Raw genomic sequence first — 21357 nt, forward strand, 5'->3', positions numbered from 1 at the left:
GGAAGATCATGAGCCAGGAAGTCAAATCCACTTGTTGTTACTGCGGCGTCGGTTGCGGCGTGTTGATCCGTGCGGAAGGCGGTGTCATCACCAGCGTGCGCGGCGATCCGGAACATCCGGCCAACCTTGGTCGTTTGTGCACCAAGGGCGCATCCCTGCACCTGACGGCAGGTACCGCCAATCGTCTGGTGCACCCGGCCTTGCGTCCGGCGCGCGGAGAGCCGGCGCAGGGGGTGGCCTGGGACGATGCCCTGGAACATGCCAGCGAGCGTTTTGCGCAAATCATCCGGACGCACGGCCCCGATGCGGTCGCCTTCTATATCTCCGGTCAGTTGATGACCGAGGACTACTACGTTTTCAACAAGCTGGCCAAGGGCCTGATCGGGACCAACAACGTCGATACCAATTCGCGGTTGTGCATGTCATCGGCCGTGGCCGGCTACAAGCAGACGCTGGGTGCCGATGCGCCGCCGAGTTGTTACGACGACATTGACCAGGCCGGGGTCATCCTGATCGCCGGCGCCAATCCGGCCATTGCTCATCCCATCGTCTTTCGCCGCATCGAGGATGCGCGGGTGGCCAATCCGGACCTGAAGGTCATCGTCGTCGATCCGCGCCGCACCGAAAGCGCGGCCATTGCCGATCTCCATCTGCCGATCAAGCCGGGCAGCGACATCGCGCTATTTAATGGCATGTTGCATGTGATGATCGGCGAAGGACTGATCGACGAGACCTATATTGCCGAACATACCGAGGGTTTTGCCGAACAGGCCGCCATCGTCGCCGAATACACCCCGATGCGGGTCGCCGAATTGTGCGGGATTCCAGCCAGCGACATCGTGCGCGCGGCGCGCTGGTTTGCCACCCGGGGGCCGGCGTTGTCGCTTTACTGCCAGGGGCTCAACCAGTCGGCGCACGGTACGCACAACAATGCCGCGCTGATCCAGTTGCACCTGGCTTGCGGCCAGATCGGCAAGGCCGGTGCCGGCCCCTTCTCGCTGACCGGCCAGCCGAATGCCATGGGCGGTCGCGAGGTCGGCGGGCTGGCCAATCTGCTGTCGGCGCATCGTGACCTGGCGAATCCGCAGCATCGCGCCGAGGTGGCGGCCTTGTGGGGAATCCCGGAAGTGCCGGCAAAGCCCGGCAAGGCTGCGGTCGACCTGTTCAAGGCGCTGGCCAGCGGCGAGATCAAGGCGGTCTGGATCGCCTGCACCAATCCCGCACAATCCCTGCCGCATCAGGCGGCGGTTCGTGCCGGACTGGCCAATGCCGAATTCGTCGTGCTCCAGGAATGCTTTGCCGATACCGATACCGCCGCCTATGCCGACCTGTTGCTGCCGGCAACCGGCTGGGGCGAAAAGCACGGCACGGTGACCAACTCCGAGCGCCGCATCACGCGTGTCCAGGCGGCCGTACCGCCGACTGGCGAAGCGCGCCATGACTGGCAGATCGTCGTCGACTTCGCGCGGCGCCTGGGGCGCAAGCTCGATCACGCGGCCGTCGATCGTCTTTTCCCTTACGCCAGTGTCGAGGAAATCTTCAATGAACATCGCGCGTCGACCGCCGGTCGCGATCTCGACATCACCGGTCTGAGCTATGCCTTGCTCGAACAGCAGGGGCCGCAGCAGTGGCCGTTTCCGCAAGGGGCGACGGCCGGGCGGGCGCGCCTTTATGCCGATGGGCGTTTCCCGACTGCCAACGGCCGGGCACGTTTTGTCAGCGTCCAGCATCAAGCGACTGCCGAACAGGCTGACAAGACTTATCCGCTCAGCCTGTTGTCCGGGCGCATGCGCGACCAATGGCACGGCATGAGCCGGACCGGAATCGTGCCGCGCCTGTTCAATCTGGAAGATGAACCTCTGCTGCAGATGCATCCCTGCGACATGCGCCATCGCCAGCTTGAGGATGGCGATCTGGTTCGCCTGTTCAACCGTCGCGGCGAAATTGTCGTGCGTGTTGCTGCCGGCAGCGGCTTGGTGCGCGGCCGGACCTGGCTGCCAATGCACTGGGGCAACCGGTTCATGAACGGGGCCGGCGCCAACGCGCTGCTTGGCGACGCCGTCGATCCCTGGTCGCAGCAGCCGGAACTCAAGCACACCACGGTCGAAGTCGCCAAGAGCGGCCTGGAGTATCCGTTGGCCGTGATCCGCCGTTGTACGGATCTGGACGATGCCTTGCGTCAGCTCGAACTGGCGCGCAGCCTGTTCGACGAATTTCCCTATGCCACCGCTTCGCTCTATGGTCGGGCCAGTCCGCTGGTCGTCTTCCGGGCGGCGACGGCGGCACCGATGCCGGCCGCCTTGTTGCAAACCATCGATGCCACTTTCGGTCTGACAGGCGATACTGGCGCCATCGTCTTCAGCGATGCCCGGCGCCATATCGCCAAGAAAGCCGTGGCCCTCGACGGGCAATTGCTCGGCGTCCGTCTGGCTGGCGAAACCCAGGCACTGAACTGGCTGCGTCAGGCGATGGCGGAAGGCGAACTGGATGCCAGCCTGCTGCGCTTTGCCCTGGCGCCGACGGCGGCACCCCCCGCATCGCTGGCGCCGCGCCAGATCGTCTGCAAATGTGCTGACGTCAGCGACGATCAGATCATTTCCGCCGTTGCCGGCGGTGCCGACCTGGCCGCCTTGCAGGATACGCTCAAATGCGGCACCTTCTGTGGCGGCTGCATGCCGGACATCAAGCGCCTGCTGACCCGGCAGCCACAACAACATCCAGAGGCCGCCTGAGGCCCGAACGGAGGAGACCCGTGAGTTACGCTCAATACATCAAGGAAATCGGACGCGGTGCCCAGGGATCGCGCGATCTGTCGCCGGAAGAGGCACGCCAGGTCTACGCAGCGATGCTCGACGGCGGCGTTCCCGACCTGGAACTCGGAGCGATCCTGATCGCCCTGCGCGTCAAGGGCGAGTCCAGCGACGAGATGCTCGGCTTCCTGGCCGCCATCGACGAGCGCATGAATCGCCTCGACATGCCGCACGGCCGGGTGCGCCCGGTGGTGCTGCCCAGTTACAACGGCGCGCGCAAGGAAGCCAACCTGACCCCGCTGCTGGCCTTGCTGCTGCAGCGCTTCGGCGTGCCGGTGCTGGTCCATGGTCTGATCGAAGGCTATGGTCGGGTGACCAGTGCGCAGATCCTGCGTGAGCTCGGCCACATGCCGGTGATGTCGGCGCAACAGGCGCAGCAGACGCTGGAAGAAAAGGGTCTGGCTTTCCTGCCGCTGACCGCGCTGGCGCCCGGCCTGCACAACATGCTCTCCCTGCGCGCCCGGATGGGCGTGCGCAACAGTGCGCACAGCCTGGTCAAGCTGCTCAATCCCTTCCGTGGCGAGGCGGTGCTGGTGGCGCCGGCGACGCATCCCGATTTCATCACGCTGATGCGCGACATCCTTGTCGAGCGCGGGCAGCGCGGCTTGTTGCTGCGCGGTACCGAAGGCGAGCCGGTGGCCAATCCGAAGCGCCGGCCGCGTCTCGAATATGTCCGTAACGGCAGCGTCGATACCTTGTTCGAAGCCGAGCACGACAGCCTGCGCGGCCTGCCCAACCTGCCCGAAGCCTGCGATGCGGTGAGCACCGCGCGGTGGACGCGGCGGGTGCTGGAAAAGCAGGTGCCGCTGCCCAAGCCGATTGCCAACCAGTTGGCCTGCCTGCTGTTTGCCAGCGGTTATGTCGACGACCTCAACCAGGCCAAGGCCATCGTCGCGGTCGAGGCGACCGGGCTGTTGATGGGTGGCAACTGAGCGCTGCATGCACTGTGCTGGTCAGATGGGCACGTTAATGGTGCATCGTATCGCACGCGGCTTCATGTAAATCCTGTTTAATCAATGATTTGGTCCGCTGGCACGCGGATTGCAACAAGCCCGGCAAAGCAGCGAATCCACCGCCAACGGGGGCGGTCCGATGGCAACGACGTCATGCGCTGAAACATCTTTGCACCGCAAGGTGCGCGCAACGTTGGAGCCCCGTCATCATGAGCAAACCCCGTCTGGTACTGATCGGCAACGGCATGGCCGGTGTCCGCACCATTGAAGAACTGCTGAAGATCGCCCCGGATCACTACGAGATCACGATCTTCGGCGCCGAACCCCACCCCAACTACAACCGCATCCTGCTGTCACCGGTCCTGGCCGGCGAGATGACGGTGCCGGAAATCGTCCTCAACGAACTCGACTGGTATGCCAGCAATGGCATCACGCTGCACACCGGCAAGCAGGTCGTCGCCATCGACCGCGTCCGCCGCAAGGTGATCGCCGACGACGGCAGCGAAGCGCCCTACGACCGCCTGCTCATCGCTACCGGCTCAACGCCCTTCATGCTGCCGATTCCCGGCAACGACCTGCCCGGTGTCATCGGTTACCGCGACATCAAGGACACCGACGAAATGATCGCCACCGCCAAAGTGCATAAGCACGCGGTCGTCATCGGTGGCGGCCTGCTCGGCCTGGAAGCCGCCAACGGCCTGAAGCTGCGCGGCATGGACGTGACCGTTGTGCATATCGGCCCGTGGCTGCTCGAACGCCAGCTCGACGAGACGGCCGGCCGCATGCTGCAACAGTCGCTGGAAGACAAGGGCCTGAAATTCCTGCTGCAGAAGCAGACCGAAATGCTCGTTCAAGGCGAGAGCGGGCGTGTCGCCGCGGTGCGCTTCAAGGACGGCATGCAGATTCCGGCCGACCTCGTCGTGATGGCCGCTGGCATCCGCCCGAACTACGCGTTGGCCGAAAAATCGGGCATCTATTGCAACCGTGGCATCGTGGTGAACGACACCATGCAGACCTACGACCCGAAGATCTACGCCGTCGGCGAATGCGTCAGCCATCGTGGCATCGCTTACGGCCTGGTGGCGCCGCTGTTCGAGCAGGCCAAGGTCGCCGCCAACCATCTCGCCGGCTACGGCATCGGCCGCTACACCGGTTCGGTAACTTCGACCAAACTCAAGGTCACCGGCATCGACCTGTTCTCGGCCGGCGACTTCATGGGCGGCAAGGATACCGAGGAAATCGTTCTCAACGACCCGCACGGCGGCGTCTACAAGAAGCTGGTGATCAAGGACAACAAGCTGGTCGGCGGCGTCATGTACGGCGACACCGCCGATGGCCCGTGGTATTTCCAGTTGCTCAAGGACGCCCGCGACATCCATGACATCCGCGACTCGCTGATCTTCGGCCAGAGCCTGGTCGGCGACGTCGGCCACGCCGGCAACAGCAAGGCCGCTTCCATGGCCGACAGCGCCGAGGTCTGTGGCTGCAACGGGGTGACCAAGGGAACCATCGTCAAGGCGATCAAGGAGCAGGGGTTGTTTACGCTCGACGAGGTCAAGAAGCACACCAAGGCCGCGTCGTCCTGCGGTTCCTGCGCCGGGCTGGTCGAGCAGATCCTGGCCTCGACCATCGGCGGCGCCTATACGCCGGCCGCCTCGGACAAGAAACCGATCTGCGGTTGTACCGAGCATTCGCACCAGAAGGTGCGCGAAGCCATCCGCAACGAACACCTGACCACCAAGGAAGCCGTGTTCGCCGAACTCGGCTGGACGACGCCGAACGGCTGCGAGAAGTGCCGGCCGGCGATCAACTATTACCTGATCTCGACCTGGCCGCACGAAGCCAAGGATGACCCGCAGTCGCGGCTGATCAACGAGCGCTCGCACGCCAACATCCAGAAGGACGGCACCTATTCGGTGGTGCCGCGGATGTGGGGCGGCCTGACGACGCCGGCCGAGCTGCGCGCGATCGCCGATGTCGCCGAGAAATACCAGGTGCCGACGGTGAAGGTCACCGGCGGCCAGCGCATCGACCTGCTCGGCATCAAGAAGGAGGATCTCCCCGCCGTGTGGGCCGACCTCAACGCTGCCGGCATGGTTTCCGGCCACGCCTACGGCAAGTCGATCCGCACCGTGAAGACCTGCGTCGGCGCCGAACACTGCCGCTTCGGCACGCAACTGGCGATGGACATGGGCGTCAAGCTGGAAAAGATGCTGTTCGACATGTACGCCCCGCACAAGGTCAAGCTGGCCGTCTCCGGCTGCCCGCGCAACTGTGCCGAAGCCGGCATCAAGGACGTTGGCGTGATCGGTGTCGATTCCGGCTACGAGCTTTACGTTGGCGGCAACGGCGGGATCAAGACCGAAGTTGCCCAGTTCCTGTGCAAGGTGAAGTCGGACGAGGAGGTCATGGAATATTCCGGGGCCTTCCTCGAACTCTACCGCCAGGAAGCCTGGTACCTGGAGCGCACCTGCCACTGGCTGGACCGCGTCGGCCTCGATTACGTCAAGGGACGCATCGTCGAGGACGAGGACGGCCGGCGCACGCTGTACGCGGGACTGGTCGCTGCCTTGAAGGACGCCAAGGACCCCTGGTCGACCTCGCGTGAGGCGCAGCCGGTCAAGCAATTCATCCCGATCACGGTCGCTGCCTGAAGCAGACGAAAGGAACTGAAATGAGCCACTGGAAACTGATCTGCAAACTGGAAGACATCCCGGCACTGGGTTCGCGCATTGTCCGCCCCCCCAAGGGCGGCGACATCGCCATTTTCCGCACCAGCGACGACAAGGTCTTCGCGCTGCACGACAAATGCCCGCACAAGGGCGGACCGCTGTCGCAAGGCCTGGTCCATGGCGAGCGCGTGACCTGTCCGCTGCACGGCTGGAATATCGGCCTGGCCGACGGCCAGGCGGTGGCGCCGGATGTCGGTGGCTGTGACCGTTTCGACGTCAAGCTGGAAAACGGCGAGGTCTGGCTGGCAATCTGATCGCACCAAAGCGGACGGCGGCTGTCAATACGCCTTCGGGCGGACAGCCGCCGTTTTCTATTTGCGCTAAAGTGAAAGCCATGACTACAGCCATCATCCTTTTTGCCCACGGTGCCCGCGATCCGGAATGGGCGGCGCCGATGCGCCGCGTGCAGGCGGCAATCCGTTCTACCGCGCCGGCGATGTCGGTCGAACTGGCCTTTCTCGAATTCATGACCCCGGACCTGCCGACTTGTGCCGCGGAGGCCATTGCTGGCGGCGCCCGCAAGGTGGTGGTGCTGCCGATGTTCATTGCCCAGGGTGGGCATCTCAAACGCGAAGTCCCGGAAATGCTGGCCGCCATGCAGGCGCGCTGGCCGACGGTCGAGTTCGTGCTCGACCGCGCCATCGGCGAGGAGGAAAGTGTCGTCCAGGCGATGGCCGAGGCCGCACTCCGCAAAGCTGGCGCAGCGCTTGCTTGATTCCGGGCATGTTAAGCGTACTGGTCATTGATGAATCCCGTAGCCGGGCGGCGGAAATCTGCGCCGGGCTGGCGCTCGCCGGTTATCAGGTGGCGGCCATTCTGGCCGATTCGGCCAACCTGACGGCCGAGGTCGAGAAGTTGCAGCCGGATGTGATCCTGATCGACACCGAAAGTCCCAGCCGCGATACGCTCGAAAACCTCGCCGTGGTGCATAAGAACATGCCGCGTCCGGTCGTCATCTTTACCCAGGAAGACGGTCAGAGCGCGATCCGCGATGCCGTCAAGGCCGGGGTTTCGGCCTATATCGTCGATGGTCTGGACCCGAAGCGGATCAAACCGATAGTCGATGTCGCCCGCGTCCGCTTCGAGGATACGCAGGCGATGCGCCGCGAACTCGACGAGATTTCGCGCAAGTTGTCCGACCGCAAGCTGGTCGACAAGGCCAAGGGCATCCTGATGAAGGCTCGCGATCTGGACGAAGAGGCGGCCTATCACGCCATGCGCAAGCTGGCGATGGAGCGCGGCCAGAGCATGTCCAAGGTGGCCAAGGACGTCATCGACATGGCGCGCGTCCTGCTCTGATTCCGCCTCTTTTTGTGCAGATTCGCCGGGTGTTGCACTGCAACAGTGCATGTGGTTTTTCCAGCGAATTCCCGGCTTTCTTCAATTTATCCATGTTATTCAAAGGCTTGTCTGTTTTTCTTAGACCTGGCACGGCCGTTGCGTTAAGGAAGGCATAGCACGGTCAAAGGCGGCCGGGCACGAACCGGGTGTTCCGGTTCCAGGACAATGGCGTCCATCCTCGCTGCCCCGTGCAGCAAGGATGCGACGCCTTTTTTATTTTTAGCCATCTGGAGTCAATGCAATGGAAGATAAAAAGCCGGCTGCCGCAGCCCAAGAATCCTCTCCTGTCTCGACCAAGCGTCGCGATTTCGTCACTGCCGCCCTGGGAGCATCCCTCATGTCCATGGTTCCCCCCGGTGTCCGTAGCGCAGCCTGGGCTGCCGGCTCGGATGCCCCCGAAAAGAAGGAAATCCGCATTGGCTTCATCCCGCTGACCGATTGCGCTTCGGTGGTCATGGCGGCGGTCAACAAGTTCGACGAGAAGTACGGCATCAAGATCATCCCGACCAAGGAAGCCTCCTGGGCTGGCGTCCGCGACAAGCTGGTCAATGGCGAACTGGACATGGCGCACGTGCTCTACGGCCTGATCTACGGTGTGCATCTGGGCATCGGCGGGCCGAAGAAGGATATGGCCAACCTGATGACGCTGAACAACAACGGCCAGGCGCTGACCCTATCCAAGGCGCTGGCCGACAAGGGCGCGACCGACGTTGCCAGCCTGGCCGCGCTGATGAAGAAGGAACCGCGCGAATACACCTTTGCCCAGACCTTCCCGACCGGCACCCACGCCATGTGGCTGTACTACTGGCTGGCTTCCGGCGGCATCAACCCGATGAAGGATGCCAAGGCCATCGTCGTCCCGCCGCCGCAGATGGTGGCCAACATGCGCGTTGGCAACATGGACGGCTTCTGTGTCGGCGAACCGTGGAACCACCGCGCGATCATGGACGGTATCGGCATCACCGCAGCGACCACCCAGGACGTGTGGAAGGATCACCCGGAAAAAATCCTCGGCTGTACCGCCGAATTCGTCCAGAAGAACCCGAACACCTGTCGCGCCGTGATCATGGCCATTCTTGAAGCCAGCCGCTGGATCGATGCCAGCATCAGCAACAAGATGAAGATGGCCGAAGTCATCGCCCAGCGCGCCTATGTGAACACCAGTGTCGATGCGATCAACCAGCGCATCCTCGGTCGCTACCAGAACGGCCTGGGCAAGACCTGGGACGATCCCAATCACATGAAGTTCTTCAACGACGGCGCGGTGAACTATCCCTACCTGTCTGACGGCATGTGGTTCCTGACCCAGCACAAGCGCTGGGGCCTGCTCAAGGATCACCCGGATTACCTCGGTGTGGCCAAGAAGATCAACCAGACCGAGCTTTACGCCCAGGCAGCATCCAAGCTGGGCGTCAGCGTGCCGAAGAGCCCGCTGCGTTCGTCCAAGCTGATCGACGGCGTGGTCTGGGACGGTTCGAACCCGGCCAAGTATGCCGATGGCTTCAAGGTCAAAGCTTGAGTGAGCGAAGGAGATCGGGATGAGTACCACCCTGACGATGCGCGGTGAATTTGCCGGCGAACTGCCGGCCAAGCCCGAAACAGAGACTGTGCCGGTCAAGCCGGTCAAGGAAAAGACGATGGAAACACACGCCAATCCTGCAACCCAGGCGGCTGCGGCCGCCCCTGCCAACCCCTTCGGCGAGATGCTGTCGAATGCCATGCGGGCGGTCTTGCCGCCGGTGCTCGGGGTCTTGCTGCTGGTCGGCATCTGGTACGTGGCAACGCTCAAGGGCGGTTCCATCCCCGGACCGGTCGTCGTCTGGCAGGCAGCGGCGGAACTTTTCGCCGATCCCTTCTACAACAACGGTCCGAACGACCAGGGCATCGGCTGGAATGTGCTTGCCTCGCTCGAACGCGTCGGTCTCGGCTTCGGCCTGGCGGCGCTGGTCGGCATCCCGCTCGGTTTCATGCTCGGCCGTTTTGCCTTCCTGTCGGCAATGATCAACCCGATCATCAGCCTGCTGCGTCCGGTGTCGCCGCTGGCCTGGCTGCCGATCGGTCTGCTGGTGTTCCAGAAGGCCGATCCGGCGGCGACCTGGACCATCTTCATCTGCTCGATCTGGCCGATGATCATGAATACCGCCCAGGGTGTGCAGCGGGTGCCGCAGGATTACCTCAACGTCGCCCGCGTGCTCGATCTCTCCGAGTGGAAGGTGGTCACCAAGATACTGTTCCCGGCCGTGCTGCCTTACATGCTCACCGGCATCCGCCTGTCGATCGGCACCGCCTGGCTGGTCATCGTCGCCGCGGAAATGCTCACCGGTGGCGTCGGTATCGGTTTCTGGGTGTGGGACGAGTGGAACAACCTGAAGGTCGAACACATCATCATCGCCATCTTCATCATCGGCATCGTCGGCCTGATCCTAGAACAGGCGCTGATCCTGCTGGCCAAGAAGCTGACCAAAGAATCGTCCTGAGCGGAGTCAAGATCATGGAAAAATTCGTACAAATCGAAAATGTCGGTCAGACCTTCGACACGAAAAAAGGCAAGTTCGTCGCCCTGCGCGACATCGACCTGACCCTGAAGCAAGGCGAGTTCGTCGCGCTGATCGGCCACTCCGGCTGCGGCAAATCGACCCTGCTCAACCTGATTGCCGGCCTGACCAAGCCGACCACCGGCGTGCTGCTCTGCGATGGGCGGGAAATCGCCGGTCCCGGCCCGGAACGGGCGGTGGTCTTCCAGAACCACAGCCTGCTGCCCTGGCTGACCTGCTTCGAGAACATCTATCTGGCCGTCGAGCGCGTGTTCAGCCAGAAGGAAGGCAAGGCCAAGCTCAAGGCACGCACCCAGGCGGCGATCGAACTGGTCGGGCTGGCCCATGCCGCGCACAAGTACCCGCATGAAATCTCGGGCGGCATGAAGCAGCGTGTCGGCATCGCCCGGGCGCTGTCGATGGAGCCGAAAGTGCTGCTCATGGACGAGCCCTTCGGCGCCCTCGATGCGCTGACCCGGGCCAAGCTGCAGGACGAGTTGATGAAGATCTGCGAGAAGACACAGGCAACCGTGGTCATGGTCACGCACGATGTCGATGAGGCGGTACTGCTCTCCGACCGCATCGTGATGATGACCAACGGCCCGGCGGCGACCATCGGCGAGATTCTCGAGGTCAATCTGCCGCGCCCGCGCGCCCGCCTGGAACTGGCGCACGATCCGGCCTACATCGATTGCCGTGCTGCCGTGCTCGAGTTCCTCTACGAGAAGCAGGCGCACGTCGAGAAGCAGGCCGCCTGATCAGCCTGACTTTCCGATGGCGGCCCGCAGCGCAAGCTGACGGGCCGTTTTCAATGGCGCGTCGGCAGGGGATGCGTTCGTTGCAGGTGCTCGTAGGTCTGCATCAGGTCGAGCACGCGCTGGTTCTGCCCGGCCTCGAGCGCGTGCTGCATGTTCTCGATGATCATCGCGTGCAGCTGGCAGACCCCTTCCGGGCTGCACACCAGCACTTCGCTGAGTTCGGCGGCAATGGCCATCGGCAGGTGTTCGTGTTCGGCGATGGCTTCGATCTCACCACGGTCGAGATCGCAATAGTCGATCAAATCTTGCATGGACAGCATAGGGACTCCTCTGGTGTCGTTTTGGCATCAGTCGGTTTGTCTTTGTTCTGTCCGCCTTGTCGTTGTTATCGGTGGGGGATTACTTCATTTATAGCACGGTCGGCCGTAAAAACAAGGCTGGGCCTCAGAAGACGAGCGGCGCCTCGTTGCTGATGCCGGCTTCCTGCAGGCGGCTGACGGTGGGCTGCAGCTTGAGTTTGGTCCGCTGCCGCAGGGCTTCGGCCCGGCTTTCCAGCACCTCCAGGCCGACCTCGACCGACTGGTTGCCCCGGCCAAAAACAATGGTGTTGCCGCTGGGGCTGGACGGGAAAACGTGGCAGTGACCGAGAAAGGCTTCCGCGATGCGCTCGACGCTGCGCTTGAAGCCTTTTTCGCGTAGCAGGTTGACGCAGAACAGGCCGCTGTCGCTCAACCGGGCCTGCGCCGACTGGTAGAACGCCGGGGTGTCGAGCATGCCGGGGCGACCGCCGGCGTCGAAGCCGTCGGACAGGATCAGGTCGAAGCTACGCTTGCCCTGCTGCAGGTAATCGGCGCCGCAGCCAATCTGCACGTCGAGGCGCAACGGGTCGTCGGGCAGCTTGAAGTACTGACGGGCGATGAACTCGACCTGCGGATTGATCTCGACCACGGTGATCCGGCAATCCGGGTAGTACCGATACAGGAACTTGGCCAGCGAACCTGCCCCGAGCCCGATCAGCAGCGCACTGCGCGGCCAGCGCCCGGGCGGGCGCAGCAACAAACCCGCCATCATTTCCCGGGTGTAGTCGAGTTCCAGCGACCAGGGGCGGGCGATGCGCATTGCGCCCTGTACCCAGTCCGAGCCGAAATGCAGGTAGCGGACGCCGTCTTCCTCGCTGATGTCGATGGCGTGGCGGGGGGCTGAGCGCGGCATGCTGGATTCCGTGGGTGGTTGGCGTGGCGTCCCCGAGAGGAATCGAACCTCTAATTGAGTCTTAGGAGGACCCGGTTATATCCATTTAACTACGGGGACGCTGAGGCGGCGGGATTTTACCTGCTTCGCGCCGACGCAGGGAGTGCCGGGGCGAATTGTACCGGCTGCCGAAGGCATGTGATAGATTGGCCAGAAGAATATAAAAAATGGAGGAGATATATGATGTTTGGAAAATTTGCATATCGGCCGATTGCCCAGCAGTTGATCATGGCCATCCTGGCAGCCCTGATCCTTGTCTTCGCCCTGATGACGTTGATCGTCCAGAAGCGTGCCGACGGGGCGGCATTGAGCGTTGCCGAACACAATCTGACGCACGAAGCGAAATTGATGTCGGGCATGCTCGACGCCCTGTTCGATGCCGTGCGTGAGCGCGGCAGCCGGCAGTCCGATTTTTTCCTGCGTTACCTCAATGGCAAGCTCGAGCCGGGCGAGGGCATGGCGCGTACCGGTGACGTCGACCTGCCGGTGATGCGCCTCGGGGGCGAGGTACTGAACGCCAATGATCGCGTACTGGCTGCCTTCCGCAACCTGACCGGCGACGATGCTGCCTTGCTTGTGCTGCATTCGGGCAAGGTCTACCGCCTGTCCACGCTGCTGCGCAACAAGGAAGGCAAGGCCATGCATGGCGTGCCCTTGCCGGAGAACGACCCGGTTGCCCGTTCGCTGATGGCCGACAAGGATTACCAGGGGTTGGCAATCCGCGGCGGCAAATACTATTTCAGCACCGTTCGCCTGCTGCGTGATGGCAATGGCAAGGCCTGGGGCGCCTATTCGGTCCGTATCTCTCTGGAAGAAGAACTGAAGCGCATCCGGGCGCAATTCGGCAGCCTGGTGGCTGGCAAGACCGGTTATGTGTACATCGTTCGTCCGGCTGATACCAAGGGCGATGGCGAATTCGTGCTGCATCCGCGTTACCAGGAGAAGCTGATCTCCGAAACCGACCTGTCGGCCGAGGTCAAGCAATCGGTCCTCGACCTGCTGGAGAAAAAGAACGGTACCTATCGTTACCGGATGCCCGACGGCAGCGGTAGCGAGCGCGAGAAGATCGTTGTCGCGTCGACCTCGGAATCCTGGGGATGGACGGTGGCGACCGGCAGCTGGCTGGAGGAGTACCTGGAGGAAAGCCATGCCCTGCGCGACCTGCTGATCGTCGTCAGCCTGGTTGCCGCCGTGGTGCTGGCGCTGGTCGTGCTGGTGCTGGTCAATTCGCGCCTGCGCGGTCTGTCGCAGCTGGTGACTGAAGTTTCCCGCGTCAGTGCCGGCGATTTGCGGGCGACGGTGCAGGAGGACAATCCAGACAGTCGCAATGAGGTGCACGTCATTGCCCACGCCTTCAACCAGATGGCCGGCAGCATGCGCAAGCTGGTCAGTGGCGCGTCGCAGACCTCCGGGCAGGTCGGCGCAGCGGCCAACGAGTTGCAGGGCGCGGCGCAGCGTGCACTGGAAAGCGCCAGTCAGGCATCGCAGTCGGCGTCCGGCATTGCCGCGTCGGTCGAGGAGTTGTCGGTCAGTATTTCGCAGGTGGCCGACAATGCCCGCCAGGCCGCGCAGATTTCCGAAGAGGCCAAGGAAGTGACCGCCAATGGTCGTCAGGTGGTCCAGCGGACCATGCAGGAGCTTGAGCGGGTGGCCGACGATATTGGCGAATCGGCCCGCCTGATCGAGTCGCTGGGCGAGCGTTCGAAACAGATTTCCAGCGTGGTCGGCGTGATCCGCGAAATTGCCGAGCAGACCAACCTGCTGGCGCTCAACGCCGCCATCGAGGCGGCGCGGGCCGGCGAGCAGGGCCGCGGCTTTGCCGTGGTGGCGGACGAAGTGCGCAAGCTGGCCGAACGTACCGCCCTGTCGACGCAGGAAATCTCGACCACGGTGTCGGCCATCCTGCAGGAAACCGACAATGCCGTCGGGCGCATGCAGTCGGTCAGCAGCAACATGACCGGCAGTGTCGAACTGGCACGCGAAGCCGGCGAATCGCTGACTACCATCGACGAGCGGGCCGAGCAGACGGTCAGCGTGATCATGCATATCGCCGACGGAACCCGGGAACAGAGCGCCGCGAGCCAGGAAATCGCGCGCCTGGTCGAGCATATCGCCCAGGCCGCCGAAGGCACCAACGAGCGCGCGCTCGGCAACCGTCAGCGGGCGCATGAACTGGAACGCCTGGCCGCCGAATTGCAGGCACAACTTTCCCGTTTCACCACCTGAACGATTAGAATCGGGATCTCCCAATTTCCCAGTGCACGGCGCCTCGCGGGGCGCCGTTTTCATTGCCGCCGATGCCCTACCTGAAACTTTCCGACGCCTGTCTCGCCTACGGCCACGTGCCGCTCCTGGATCATGCCGAGTTTCAGCTCGATCCCGGCGAGCGCGTCGCCCTGATCGGTCGCAACGGCACCGGCAAATCGTCGCTGCTGGCGGCGATGGCCGCCGGTTCCGGCAAGGGGCGGCTGGACGACGGCGAGGTCTGGGTGCAGCCGGGCATTCGCGTCGGTTACGTGCCGCAGGAACCGCCTTTCGATCCGGAACACTCGGTGTTCGAAGCCGTGATTTCCGGCATGGGCGAGACCTCGACCCTGCTCGCCGAGTATCACGAGGTGTCGCACCGCCTCGGCGAAGGGCAGGGCGATCACGACGCCCTGCTGGCGCGCATGGATACGCTGCAGCACGAACTCGAGGCGCGTGGTGCCTGGGCCTACGAGGCGCAGGCGGAAAAGGTCATCGCCCGTTTCGGGCTCGATCCGGAAGCGAAGGTCGGCAGCCTGTCCGGTGGTCAGAAGAAGCGCCTGGCGCTGGCCCAGGCGCTGGCGGTGGCGCCGGAGGTGCTGCTGCTCGACGAGCCGACCAACCACCTCGACATCGCCGCCATCGAATGGCTGGAGACGCTGTTGATCGAATCGGGCGTGACCCTGCTGTTCATCACCCACGACCGTTCCTTCCTCGACCGGGTCAGCACCCGTATCGTCGAACTCGACCGCGGCCAGCTGGCCAGTTTTCCCGGCAACTTCAGCCAGTACCAGCAGCGTAAGGAAGCGATGCTGCACGAGGAGGCGCTGGCCAACGCGCGCGCCGACAAGCTGCTCAAGGAAGAGGAGGTGTGGATTCGCAAGGGCGTCGAGGCGCGACGCACGCGTGCGGTGTTCCGCGTCCAGCGGCTTGACCGCCTGCGCGCCGAACGCCAGGCGCGGCGCGAGCGCATGGGCAAGGTCAACCTGCAGCTCGAAGTCGGCGACAAGAGCGGCAAGCTGGTCGCCGAACTCGATCATGTCGTCAAATCCTACGGACAACGGCCCATCGTCGCCGATTTCTCGGCGCGCATCCAGCGTGGCGACAAGATCGGCCTGATCGGTCCCAACGGCGCCGGCAAGACGACGCTGCTACGGTTGATCCTCGGCGAACTGCAGCCGGACGCCGGCAGCGTGCGTCAGGGCACGAAGATGGAGATCGCCTACTTCGACCAGTTCCGCACCCAACTCAATCCGGATTCGACGCTGGCCGACGTCATTTCGCCGGGCTCCGACTGGGTCGAGATCGGCGGCGCCCGCAAGCATGTCATTGGTTATCTCGAAGACTTCCTGTTCGCGCCCGAGCGCGCCCGTTCGCCGGTCAGCTCGCTCTCCGGCGGCGAGCGCAACCGGCTGCTGCTGGCCCGGCTATTCGCCAAGCCGGCCAACGTGCTGGTTCTCGACGAGCCGACCAACGACCTCGACATCGATACTCTGGAACTGCTCGAACAACTGCTCCAGGACTACGACGGCACGCTCTTCCTGGTCAGCCACGACCGGACCTTCCTCGACAACGTCGTCACCCAGACCATCGCCGCCGAAGGCAACGGGCGCTGGAAGGAATACGCCGGCGGCTACAGCGACTGGGCCAACTACCAGGCGAGCCAGCCCAAGGTCGTTGTCGACAAGCCGAAGAGCGAAGTCAAACCGGCCGCAAAGCCTGCCGAAGCGGCAAAAGCCAAAACCGACAAGCTGAGCTGGAAGGAACAGCGCGAGCTGGAGGCGCTGCCGGAAAAGATCGCCGCGCTGGAAGCCGAACAGGCGAAGCTGACCGCATTGCTCGAAGACCCCGGCCTCTACCAGCGCGATCCGCAGGGCGCGCAGAAGGCGTCCGAGCGGCTGGCGGCGATCGACGACGAACTGCTGGCGCTGCTCGAGCGCTGGGAAAATCTTGAAGCCCGTATCGGGAACCCCAACTGAAACGGCGGATCGTAGACCGATGACCCTGACCAAACCCATCTGGCGCACGCCGCTGATCATCCTGATCGCTGGCTGCGTGATCCTCACCCTGTCGATGGGCGTGCGCCACACCGCCGGCCTGTTCCTGCAACCGATGACCCTGGACCATGGCTGGAGCCGGGAGACTTTCTCCTTCGCCATTGCCCTGCAGAACCTGGTCTGGGGCCTGGCCTCGCCGTTTGCCGGAGCGCTGGCTGACCGTCACGGCGCCGGGCGCACCGTGGTCGGTGCCGCTGTGCTATATGTGCTTGGCCTGGTGCTGATGTCGCAGGCCGCCTCGCCGCTGGCCTTCGACCTGACGGCCGGCGTGCTGATCGGCCTCGGCCTGTCGGGGACGACCTTTGCGGTGATCATGGGCGTCATCGGCCGGCACACGACCCCCGAGAAACGCAGCCTGGCGCTTGGCATCGCCAGCGCCGGCGGTTCCTTCGGCCAGTTTGCCGTGCTCCCCATCGGCCAGGCGTTGATCACCGCCTACGGCTGGCAGAGCGCGCTGGTTCTGCTCGCTTGCGGGGTCGGCCTGATCGCCCCGCTGGCCTATGCCATGGCCGACGGCCACAAACCGGCGGCCGGCGGCGGCCAGTCGATTGCCCAGGCGCTGCGCGAGGCGGGTGGCCAGAAGAGCTTCCATTACCTGTTCTGGGGCTATTTCGTGTGCGGTTTCCAGACGGCCTTCATCATGCTGCACCTGCCGTCCTTTCTGGTCGACGGCGGTCTGACCGCCAATGTCGGCATGACCGCGGTGGCGCTGATCGGCCTGTTCAACATCTTCGGTTCCTTCCTGTTCGGCTGGGCCGGCGGCTGCGGCAGCAAGAAGAACCTGCTGGTGCTGATCTATGCGGCGCGGGCGGTGGCCATCCTGATCTTCATGATGCTGCCGCTGACCACGGTCAGTGCCTGGGTGTTCGCGGCGGTGATGGGCATCCTCTGGCTGGGCACGGTGCCGCTGACCAACGGCCTGGTAGCGCAGATATTCGGCCTGCGCTACATGTCGATGCTGACCGGCATCGTCTTCCTCGGCCACCAGCTCGGCAGCTTCCTCGGCGCCTGGCTGGGCGGGCGCATTTTCGACCAGACCGGTTCCTACGAACTGGCGTGGATCATCGCCATCGTGCTGTCGGTGGCGGCGGCGCTGTGTTCGTGGCCGATCAATGAAAAGCCGCTGCTGCGGCCGGCGACCGCATGAAACCGCAATGGCGCTGGTTCCTGGCCGGGGTCGGGCTGGCCCTGGCCGGCGTGCTGCTGGCCTTCATCTTCATGGCCTACCAGATGCCGGAACTGCTGCTCGACTGGACCAACCTGAACTATTGCGGTTGATCGTCGTCCGCGACGCCAAGGTGCCGGCGGACCGCATCCGGGCTCAGGTGCAGTAGTTCGCCGATGTCGCGGTAGTCGTCCGGCAGGGCCGGGTCGTCCCAGCCATGCGCCGAATGGCGGGCCAGGCGGACGGCCAGCGAAACGTTGCGTACGCGGACCTGATCCTGATGCTGGTCGTCGATCAAGAGGGACAGCAGGTCGGGCAGGTGCCAGACCTTGCACAGGGCGACCTGGATATCCTGATAGGTCAGTCCCAGCACCTGATACTGGGCTTCGGCACTGCGCATCGTCGGCTGCGCCTGTTGCCGGGCCTGGATGTCCAGCGCCAGGCTGGGGGCGAAACACCACACCAGAATTTCCGCCAGATCGTGCAGCAGCGCGGCAATGCGGATTTCCTCGAGATTCATGTCCTGACGCCGGATCGCCCAGTCCTGAGCGTAGTCGGCAGCACGCTGGGCGCGCCGGATGACGTGAAGGACGCCGAGCAGCGCGTGCGGGTCGTGCGCCTTGAGTGCGTCTTCGATGCTTGGCAGATTGTCGAAACGACGGAAGAAGGGCAGCAGTCCGGACATCATCACGGCGCCGGCAATGGTCGTGATGTCGTGCTGCAGCGAGCGGCCGCGGAACGGCTGGATGTAGGCCAGCACGCGCACGGTCATGATCGGGTCGCGCAGGATCAGGTGAGCCAGTTCGCGGGCATCGAGATCGTCGAGGTCTTCGCGCATTTCGCCCAGCCGTCTTTTGGTCGCGCGCAGCACGGGCAGGCTGTTGTTGCTGAACAGCAGAACCCAGGCGTCCCGGTCGGGTAAAGGGTGGTCGATCATGCGCTCGATGTCCGCGAAAGACTGTATGGCCCGGAGTGTAAGTGGCGGCATCGCGGCGGGCAAGCGATACCCCGTGCAATAATGCAGCCCTTGATCAATTCCGGATGTCCGTCATGCGTTACCAGATCGTTCCCGTCACGCCCTTCGAACAGAATTGCACCATTTTCTGGTGTGAAAACACCCGGCAGGCGGTGGTGATCGACCCCGGTGGCGACATCGAACGCATCCTGCGGGCGCTGGAAACCGAGCAACTGACGCTGGCAAAAATCCTCGTGACCCACGGCCATATCGATCACGCCGGTGCGGTTGCCGCGCTGGCCGAACGCTGCAGCGTGACGATCGAAGGTCCGCATGCGGAAGACGCGTTCTGGATCGAGGGCATGGCCCAGCAGAGCCGGATGTTCGGCTTTCCGGAGGTGGCTGCCTTTACGCCGGATCGCTGGCTCAACGATGGCGACAAGGTCAGCTTCGGCGACATCGAACTCGACGTGTTGCACTGCCCCGGGCATACGCCGGGCCATGTCGTCTTCTTCCATGCGCCGAGCAAGCTGGCTCAGGTTGGCGATGTGCTGTTCCAGGGCTCGATCGGTCGTACCGATTTCCCGCGCGGCGACCACGACACGCTGATTGCCTCGATCAAGAACAAGCTGTTCGCGCTGGGCGACGATGTCGATTTCATCCCCGGCCATGGGCCGATGTCGACGCTCGGCGAGGAGCGTCGCTACAACCCCTTCCTCAGCGGGCGGTTTGGCTGATCAGGCGGCCGGGTGAATGCGGCCGGCCCAGCTCAGTGCCTGCATCTGGGCATCGACGAAGCGGGCCGGGTCTATCCCCAGTTCATCGAGAATGCCGGTGGCGACCGGCAGGTTGCGGCGGTCGGCAGCCTCCAGTGCCAGCAACAGTTTGCCGGCGGTGCCGCCGTGGTGCGCCAGCGCTGCGTTGACCGTGCTGGCCAGCGGCAGTTGTTGCAGGATTTCCGCCATCGGCATGTTGAGCAGCACATCCAGCAACGAGAAGCTGCCGATCATGAAAGCCCCGTCAGCCAAGTTGGGCAGATCGGGTGCAGGGCTTAGTTCCACAGACAGCAATTCCATCAGCCGGCCGCGAATCGCTGCTTTGTAGAGCAGGGGGTTCGGGTGATGATCGTTTTCCGGGTCGGCGTAGATCAGCAGTTGCAGCCAGCGTTCCAGTTGTCGTCGGCCAAGCAGGTTGATGGCCTGGGCAAAGCTGGTGATCGGCGTGCGCGGGGCGATGGCGGCGGAATTAACCAGGCGCAGCAGGCTGTAGGACAGCTTGGTTTCCTGACGGAAGATCTGGTCGAGTTCTGCTGTGTCGGCATCCTGAGCGATCAGGGCGATCAGTTGCAACATCTTCTGGCGCGTGGTGTCGGCCTTTTTGCCGAGCGCGGCGCGGGTCATCAGGTATTCGCCGGTGCACAGGGTGCAGGCGTGGCCGTGTGCCCAGTCGCGGTCGCTGTGATTCTGCACGCCGGTGGCGACGATCATCGTTCTTGCCGACAGGCCCTGCAGGGTGAAGGAGGGCAGGGTCCTTGCCTGGCTGAGGGTGATCAGCAGGTGTTCCCAGGCGCCGCTGGCCGGGAGTTTGCCGTTGGCGGCCAGCGCCAGCGCCAGCTTGCGCTTTGACTGGCGCAGGCCGCTCTCCAGCGGGTCGGGCTGGGCCGACGGGCAGGTATGAAAGGTGGCGATCAGACGTGCCGGGCTGGCGCTGTCCAGCGGCGCTGCCGGCACGAACCAGGGATGCCGGTGGTCGAAAGCGTCGAGCAGCGAATGTCGGACGATGTATTCTGTGGCCTGATGATTTTCAGAACCGTTGGCGGACAGTTCGACGAGGTAGCCACCGCAGGCATCGACCGGGTCGAGCAGGGGGTGGATGAAGGTGTGGACCTGGGATGTCATGTTCTGCCGTTGCAGGAGTTTTGCGGGATGTTAGCAAATTCGCCGACGTATTGGGGGGAGGCTTCGCGCGTGCTGGCGGCGGGCGATGCCGTGATGGCCGGGTTGGTTACCCGCCACGGCGATGCCTCGCTGGTCTCCCGGGGCGACTCTTTTGCCACGCTGGCCCGATCCATCGTCGGTCAGCAGATCTCGGTCAAGGCCGCCGACAGTGTCTGGGCGCGCTTTGTCGAGCGTTTGGGGCCGGTTGCGCCGGAACAGGTGCTGCGCTTGGGAACGACGGGGCTGGCGGGTTGCGGGCTGTCGCAGCGAAAGATCGAATACCTGTGCGATCTGGCGGCGCACTTCGCCGATGGTCGGCTCGATCCGGTCGGCTGGGCCGATCAGGACGATGCCGAATTGATCGCCGAATTGTGCCGGGTGCGCGGGATAGGGCGATGGACGGCGGAAATGTTCCTGATTTTCAACCTGATGCGCCCCGATGTCTTTCCGCTCGACGACATCGGTCTGCAACGGGCGGTCGGCGCACACTACCTGAGCGGCGAGAAGCCCTCGCGACAGGTGTTGGCGGATTTCGGCGAACGCTGGCGGCCATGGCGTTCGGTGGCGACCTGGTATCTCTGGCGCAGCCTTGATCCGGTGCCAGTTGAGTACTGATCGAT

At 63.7% G+C, this 21357-nt stretch carries 19 protein-coding genes and 1 tRNA gene; 15 read left to right on the forward strand and 5 right to left on the reverse strand.

From position 1 onward, the window contains the following. The first annotated feature begins 8 nt into the window (after window positions 1-8). From AADV58_RS05835 to AADV58_RS05875, 9 genes are all read left to right on the forward strand, one after another. A complete protein-coding gene (locus AADV58_RS05835; protein WP_341744301.1) occupies window positions 9-2732 on the forward strand; it encodes a molybdopterin-dependent oxidoreductase in 2724 nt (907 codons plus the stop codon). Between the two features lie 20 nt (window positions 2733-2752). Then, window positions 2753-3742: a DNA-binding protein YbiB gene (ybiB, locus tag AADV58_RS05840; RefSeq protein ID WP_028996249.1), complete on the forward strand. Its 990-nt coding sequence runs from the start codon at window positions 2753-2755 to the stop codon at window positions 3740-3742. A 230-nt stretch (window positions 3743-3972) separates the two neighbouring features. Further along, entirely contained in the window at window positions 3973-6417 is a 2445-nt protein-coding gene (nirB, locus tag AADV58_RS05845) for a nitrite reductase large subunit NirB (protein ID WP_281981736.1), read from the forward strand. A 20-nt stretch (window positions 6418-6437) separates the two neighbouring features. After that, on the forward strand, window positions 6438-6749 hold the full coding sequence (gene nirD / locus AADV58_RS05850; RefSeq protein WP_028996247.1) for a nitrite reductase small subunit NirD: 312 nt from the start codon (window positions 6438-6440) through the stop codon (window positions 6747-6749). An 80-nt stretch (window positions 6750-6829) separates the two neighbouring features. After that, a complete protein-coding gene (locus AADV58_RS05855) occupies window positions 6830-7210 on the forward strand; it encodes a CbiX/SirB N-terminal domain-containing protein (RefSeq protein ID WP_341744302.1) in 381 nt (126 codons plus the stop codon). Window positions 7211-7218: 8 nt separating this feature from the next. Then, window positions 7219-7794, forward strand: coding sequence for an ANTAR domain-containing response regulator (locus AADV58_RS05860; protein ID WP_028996245.1), 576 nt, complete (start codon window positions 7219-7221; stop codon window positions 7792-7794). Between the two features lie 379 nt (window positions 7795-8173). Next, window positions 8174-9355 carry a CmpA/NrtA family ABC transporter substrate-binding protein gene (locus AADV58_RS05865; RefSeq protein ID WP_245580582.1) on the forward strand — a complete coding sequence of 394 codons (1182 nt, stop codon included), beginning with the start codon at window positions 8174-8176 and terminating at the stop codon, window positions 9353-9355. A gap of 19 nt (window positions 9356-9374) precedes the next feature. Further along, window positions 9375-10313: a nitrate ABC transporter permease gene (ntrB, locus tag AADV58_RS05870; protein ID WP_245580581.1), complete on the forward strand. Its 939-nt coding sequence runs from the start codon at window positions 9375-9377 to the stop codon at window positions 10311-10313. A gap of 14 nt (window positions 10314-10327) precedes the next feature. Then, on the forward strand, window positions 10328-11128 hold the full coding sequence (locus AADV58_RS05875) for an ABC transporter ATP-binding protein (RefSeq protein WP_211226448.1): 801 nt from the start codon (window positions 10328-10330) through the stop codon (window positions 11126-11128). Between the two features lie 50 nt (window positions 11129-11178). Here AADV58_RS05875 and AADV58_RS05880 read toward each other — a convergent pair whose 3' ends face one another. The 3 genes from AADV58_RS05880 to AADV58_RS05890 form a co-directional block, all read right to left on the reverse strand. Further along, window positions 11179-11439: a hypothetical protein gene (locus tag AADV58_RS05880; protein WP_298396861.1), complete on the reverse strand. Its 261-nt coding sequence runs from the start codon at window positions 11437-11439 to the stop codon at window positions 11179-11181. Window positions 11440-11572: 133 nt separating this feature from the next. Continuing rightward, window positions 11573-12340: a fused MFS/spermidine synthase gene (locus AADV58_RS05885; protein WP_341744303.1), complete on the reverse strand. Its 768-nt coding sequence runs from the start codon at window positions 12338-12340 to the stop codon at window positions 11573-11575. Between the two features lie 24 nt (window positions 12341-12364). Next, window positions 12365-12439, reverse strand: a tRNA-Arg gene (locus AADV58_RS05890). A 120-nt stretch (window positions 12440-12559) separates the two neighbouring features. Here AADV58_RS05890 and AADV58_RS05895 point away from each other — a divergent pair. The 4 genes from AADV58_RS05895 to AADV58_RS05910 all read left to right on the forward strand — a co-directional run bounded on the left by AADV58_RS05895 (window position 12560) and on the right by AADV58_RS05910 (window position 17958). Then, a complete protein-coding gene (locus AADV58_RS05895) occupies window positions 12560-14605 on the forward strand; it encodes a methyl-accepting chemotaxis protein (RefSeq protein ID WP_341744304.1) in 2046 nt (681 codons plus the stop codon). Window positions 14606-14676: 71 nt separating this feature from the next. Next, window positions 14677-16602, forward strand: coding sequence for an ATP-binding cassette domain-containing protein (locus AADV58_RS05900; RefSeq protein WP_028996238.1), 1926 nt, complete (start codon window positions 14677-14679; stop codon window positions 16600-16602). Window positions 16603-16621: 19 nt separating this feature from the next. Beyond that, a complete protein-coding gene (locus tag AADV58_RS05905) occupies window positions 16622-17827 on the forward strand; it encodes an MFS transporter (protein ID WP_281982103.1) in 1206 nt (401 codons plus the stop codon). Then, entirely contained in the window at window positions 17824-17958 is a 135-nt protein-coding gene (locus AADV58_RS05910) for a hypothetical protein (RefSeq protein WP_281982101.1), read from the forward strand. Before AADV58_RS05905 ends, AADV58_RS05910 begins: the two co-directional genes overlap by 4 nt. Here the strand turns inward: AADV58_RS05910 and AADV58_RS05915 are convergent. Continuing rightward, entirely contained in the window at window positions 17946-18782 is an 837-nt protein-coding gene (locus AADV58_RS05915) for an HDOD domain-containing protein (RefSeq protein WP_281982099.1), read from the reverse strand. The genes AADV58_RS05910 and AADV58_RS05915 overlap by 13 nt on opposite strands. A gap of 113 nt (window positions 18783-18895) precedes the next feature. Here AADV58_RS05915 and AADV58_RS05920 point away from each other — a divergent pair, with 113 nt between their 5' ends. After that, complete coding sequence (locus AADV58_RS05920) at window positions 18896-19537, forward strand: MBL fold metallo-hydrolase (protein ID WP_341744305.1); 642 nt, start codon at window positions 18896-18898, stop codon at window positions 19535-19537. Here the strand turns inward: AADV58_RS05920 and AADV58_RS05925 are convergent, their stop codons facing one another. Next, window positions 19538-20698 carry an EAL and HDOD domain-containing protein gene (locus AADV58_RS05925; RefSeq protein WP_341744306.1) on the reverse strand — a complete coding sequence of 387 codons (1161 nt, stop codon included), beginning with the start codon at window positions 20696-20698 and terminating at the stop codon, window positions 19538-19540. A gap of 27 nt (window positions 20699-20725) precedes the next feature. Between AADV58_RS05925 and AADV58_RS05930 the strand changes: the two genes are divergently transcribed. Continuing rightward, window positions 20726-21352 carry a DNA-3-methyladenine glycosylase gene (locus tag AADV58_RS05930; RefSeq protein WP_341744307.1) on the forward strand — a complete coding sequence of 209 codons (627 nt, stop codon included), beginning with the start codon at window positions 20726-20728 and terminating at the stop codon, window positions 21350-21352. Window positions 21353-21357: the final 5 nt, after the last annotated feature.

Origin of the sequence: Azonexus hydrophilus, assembly GCF_038368255.1 — a bacterium.
Lineage (GTDB): Bacteria > Pseudomonadota > Gammaproteobacteria > Burkholderiales > Rhodocyclaceae > Azonexus > Azonexus hydrophilus.

What these genes read in the sequence shown, in the direction of transcription:
- AADV58_RS05880 (WP_298396861.1), bottom strand. Translation starts at nt 11,439, where the DNA reads ATGCAAGATTTGATCGACTATTGCGATCTCGACCGTGGTGAGATCGAA.
- AADV58_RS05925 (WP_341744306.1), bottom strand. Translation starts at nt 20,698, where the DNA reads ATGACATCCCAGGTCCACACCTTCATCCACCCCCTGCTCGACCCGGTC.
- AADV58_RS05885 (WP_341744303.1), bottom strand. Translation starts at nt 12,340, where the DNA reads ATGCCGCGCTCAGCCCCCCGCCACGCCATCGACATCAGCGAGGAAGAC.
- nirD (WP_028996247.1), top strand. Translation starts at nt 6,438, where the DNA reads ATGAGCCACTGGAAACTGATCTGCAAACTGGAAGACATCCCGGCACTG.
- AADV58_RS05855 (WP_341744302.1), top strand. Translation starts at nt 6,830, where the DNA reads ATGACTACAGCCATCATCCTTTTTGCCCACGGTGCCCGCGATCCGGAA.
- AADV58_RS05930 (WP_341744307.1), top strand. Translation starts at nt 20,726, where the DNA reads ATGTTAGCAAATTCGCCGACGTATTGGGGGGAGGCTTCGCGCGTGCTG.
- AADV58_RS05835 (WP_341744301.1), top strand. Translation starts at nt 9, where the DNA reads ATGAGCCAGGAAGTCAAATCCACTTGTTGTTACTGCGGCGTCGGTTGC.
- AADV58_RS05895 (WP_341744304.1), top strand. Translation starts at nt 12,560, where the DNA reads ATGATGTTTGGAAAATTTGCATATCGGCCGATTGCCCAGCAGTTGATC.
- AADV58_RS05860 (WP_028996245.1), top strand. Translation starts at nt 7,219, where the DNA reads ATGTTAAGCGTACTGGTCATTGATGAATCCCGTAGCCGGGCGGCGGAA.
- AADV58_RS05910 (WP_281982101.1), top strand. Translation starts at nt 17,824, where the DNA reads ATGAAACCGCAATGGCGCTGGTTCCTGGCCGGGGTCGGGCTGGCCCTG.
- nirB (WP_281981736.1), top strand. Translation starts at nt 3,973, where the DNA reads ATGAGCAAACCCCGTCTGGTACTGATCGGCAACGGCATGGCCGGTGTC.
- ntrB (WP_245580581.1), top strand. Translation starts at nt 9,375, where the DNA reads ATGAGTACCACCCTGACGATGCGCGGTGAATTTGCCGGCGAACTGCCG.
- AADV58_RS05905 (WP_281982103.1), top strand. Translation starts at nt 16,622, where the DNA reads ATGACCCTGACCAAACCCATCTGGCGCACGCCGCTGATCATCCTGATC.
- AADV58_RS05865 (WP_245580582.1), top strand. Translation starts at nt 8,174, where the DNA reads ATGTCCATGGTTCCCCCCGGTGTCCGTAGCGCAGCCTGGGCTGCCGGC.
- AADV58_RS05875 (WP_211226448.1), top strand. Translation starts at nt 10,328, where the DNA reads ATGGAAAAATTCGTACAAATCGAAAATGTCGGTCAGACCTTCGACACG.
- AADV58_RS05920 (WP_341744305.1), top strand. Translation starts at nt 18,896, where the DNA reads ATGCGTTACCAGATCGTTCCCGTCACGCCCTTCGAACAGAATTGCACC.
- AADV58_RS05915 (WP_281982099.1), bottom strand. Translation starts at nt 18,782, where the DNA reads ATGATCGACCACCCTTTACCCGACCGGGACGCCTGGGTTCTGCTGTTC.
- AADV58_RS05900 (WP_028996238.1), top strand. Translation starts at nt 14,677, where the DNA reads ATGCCCTACCTGAAACTTTCCGACGCCTGTCTCGCCTACGGCCACGTG.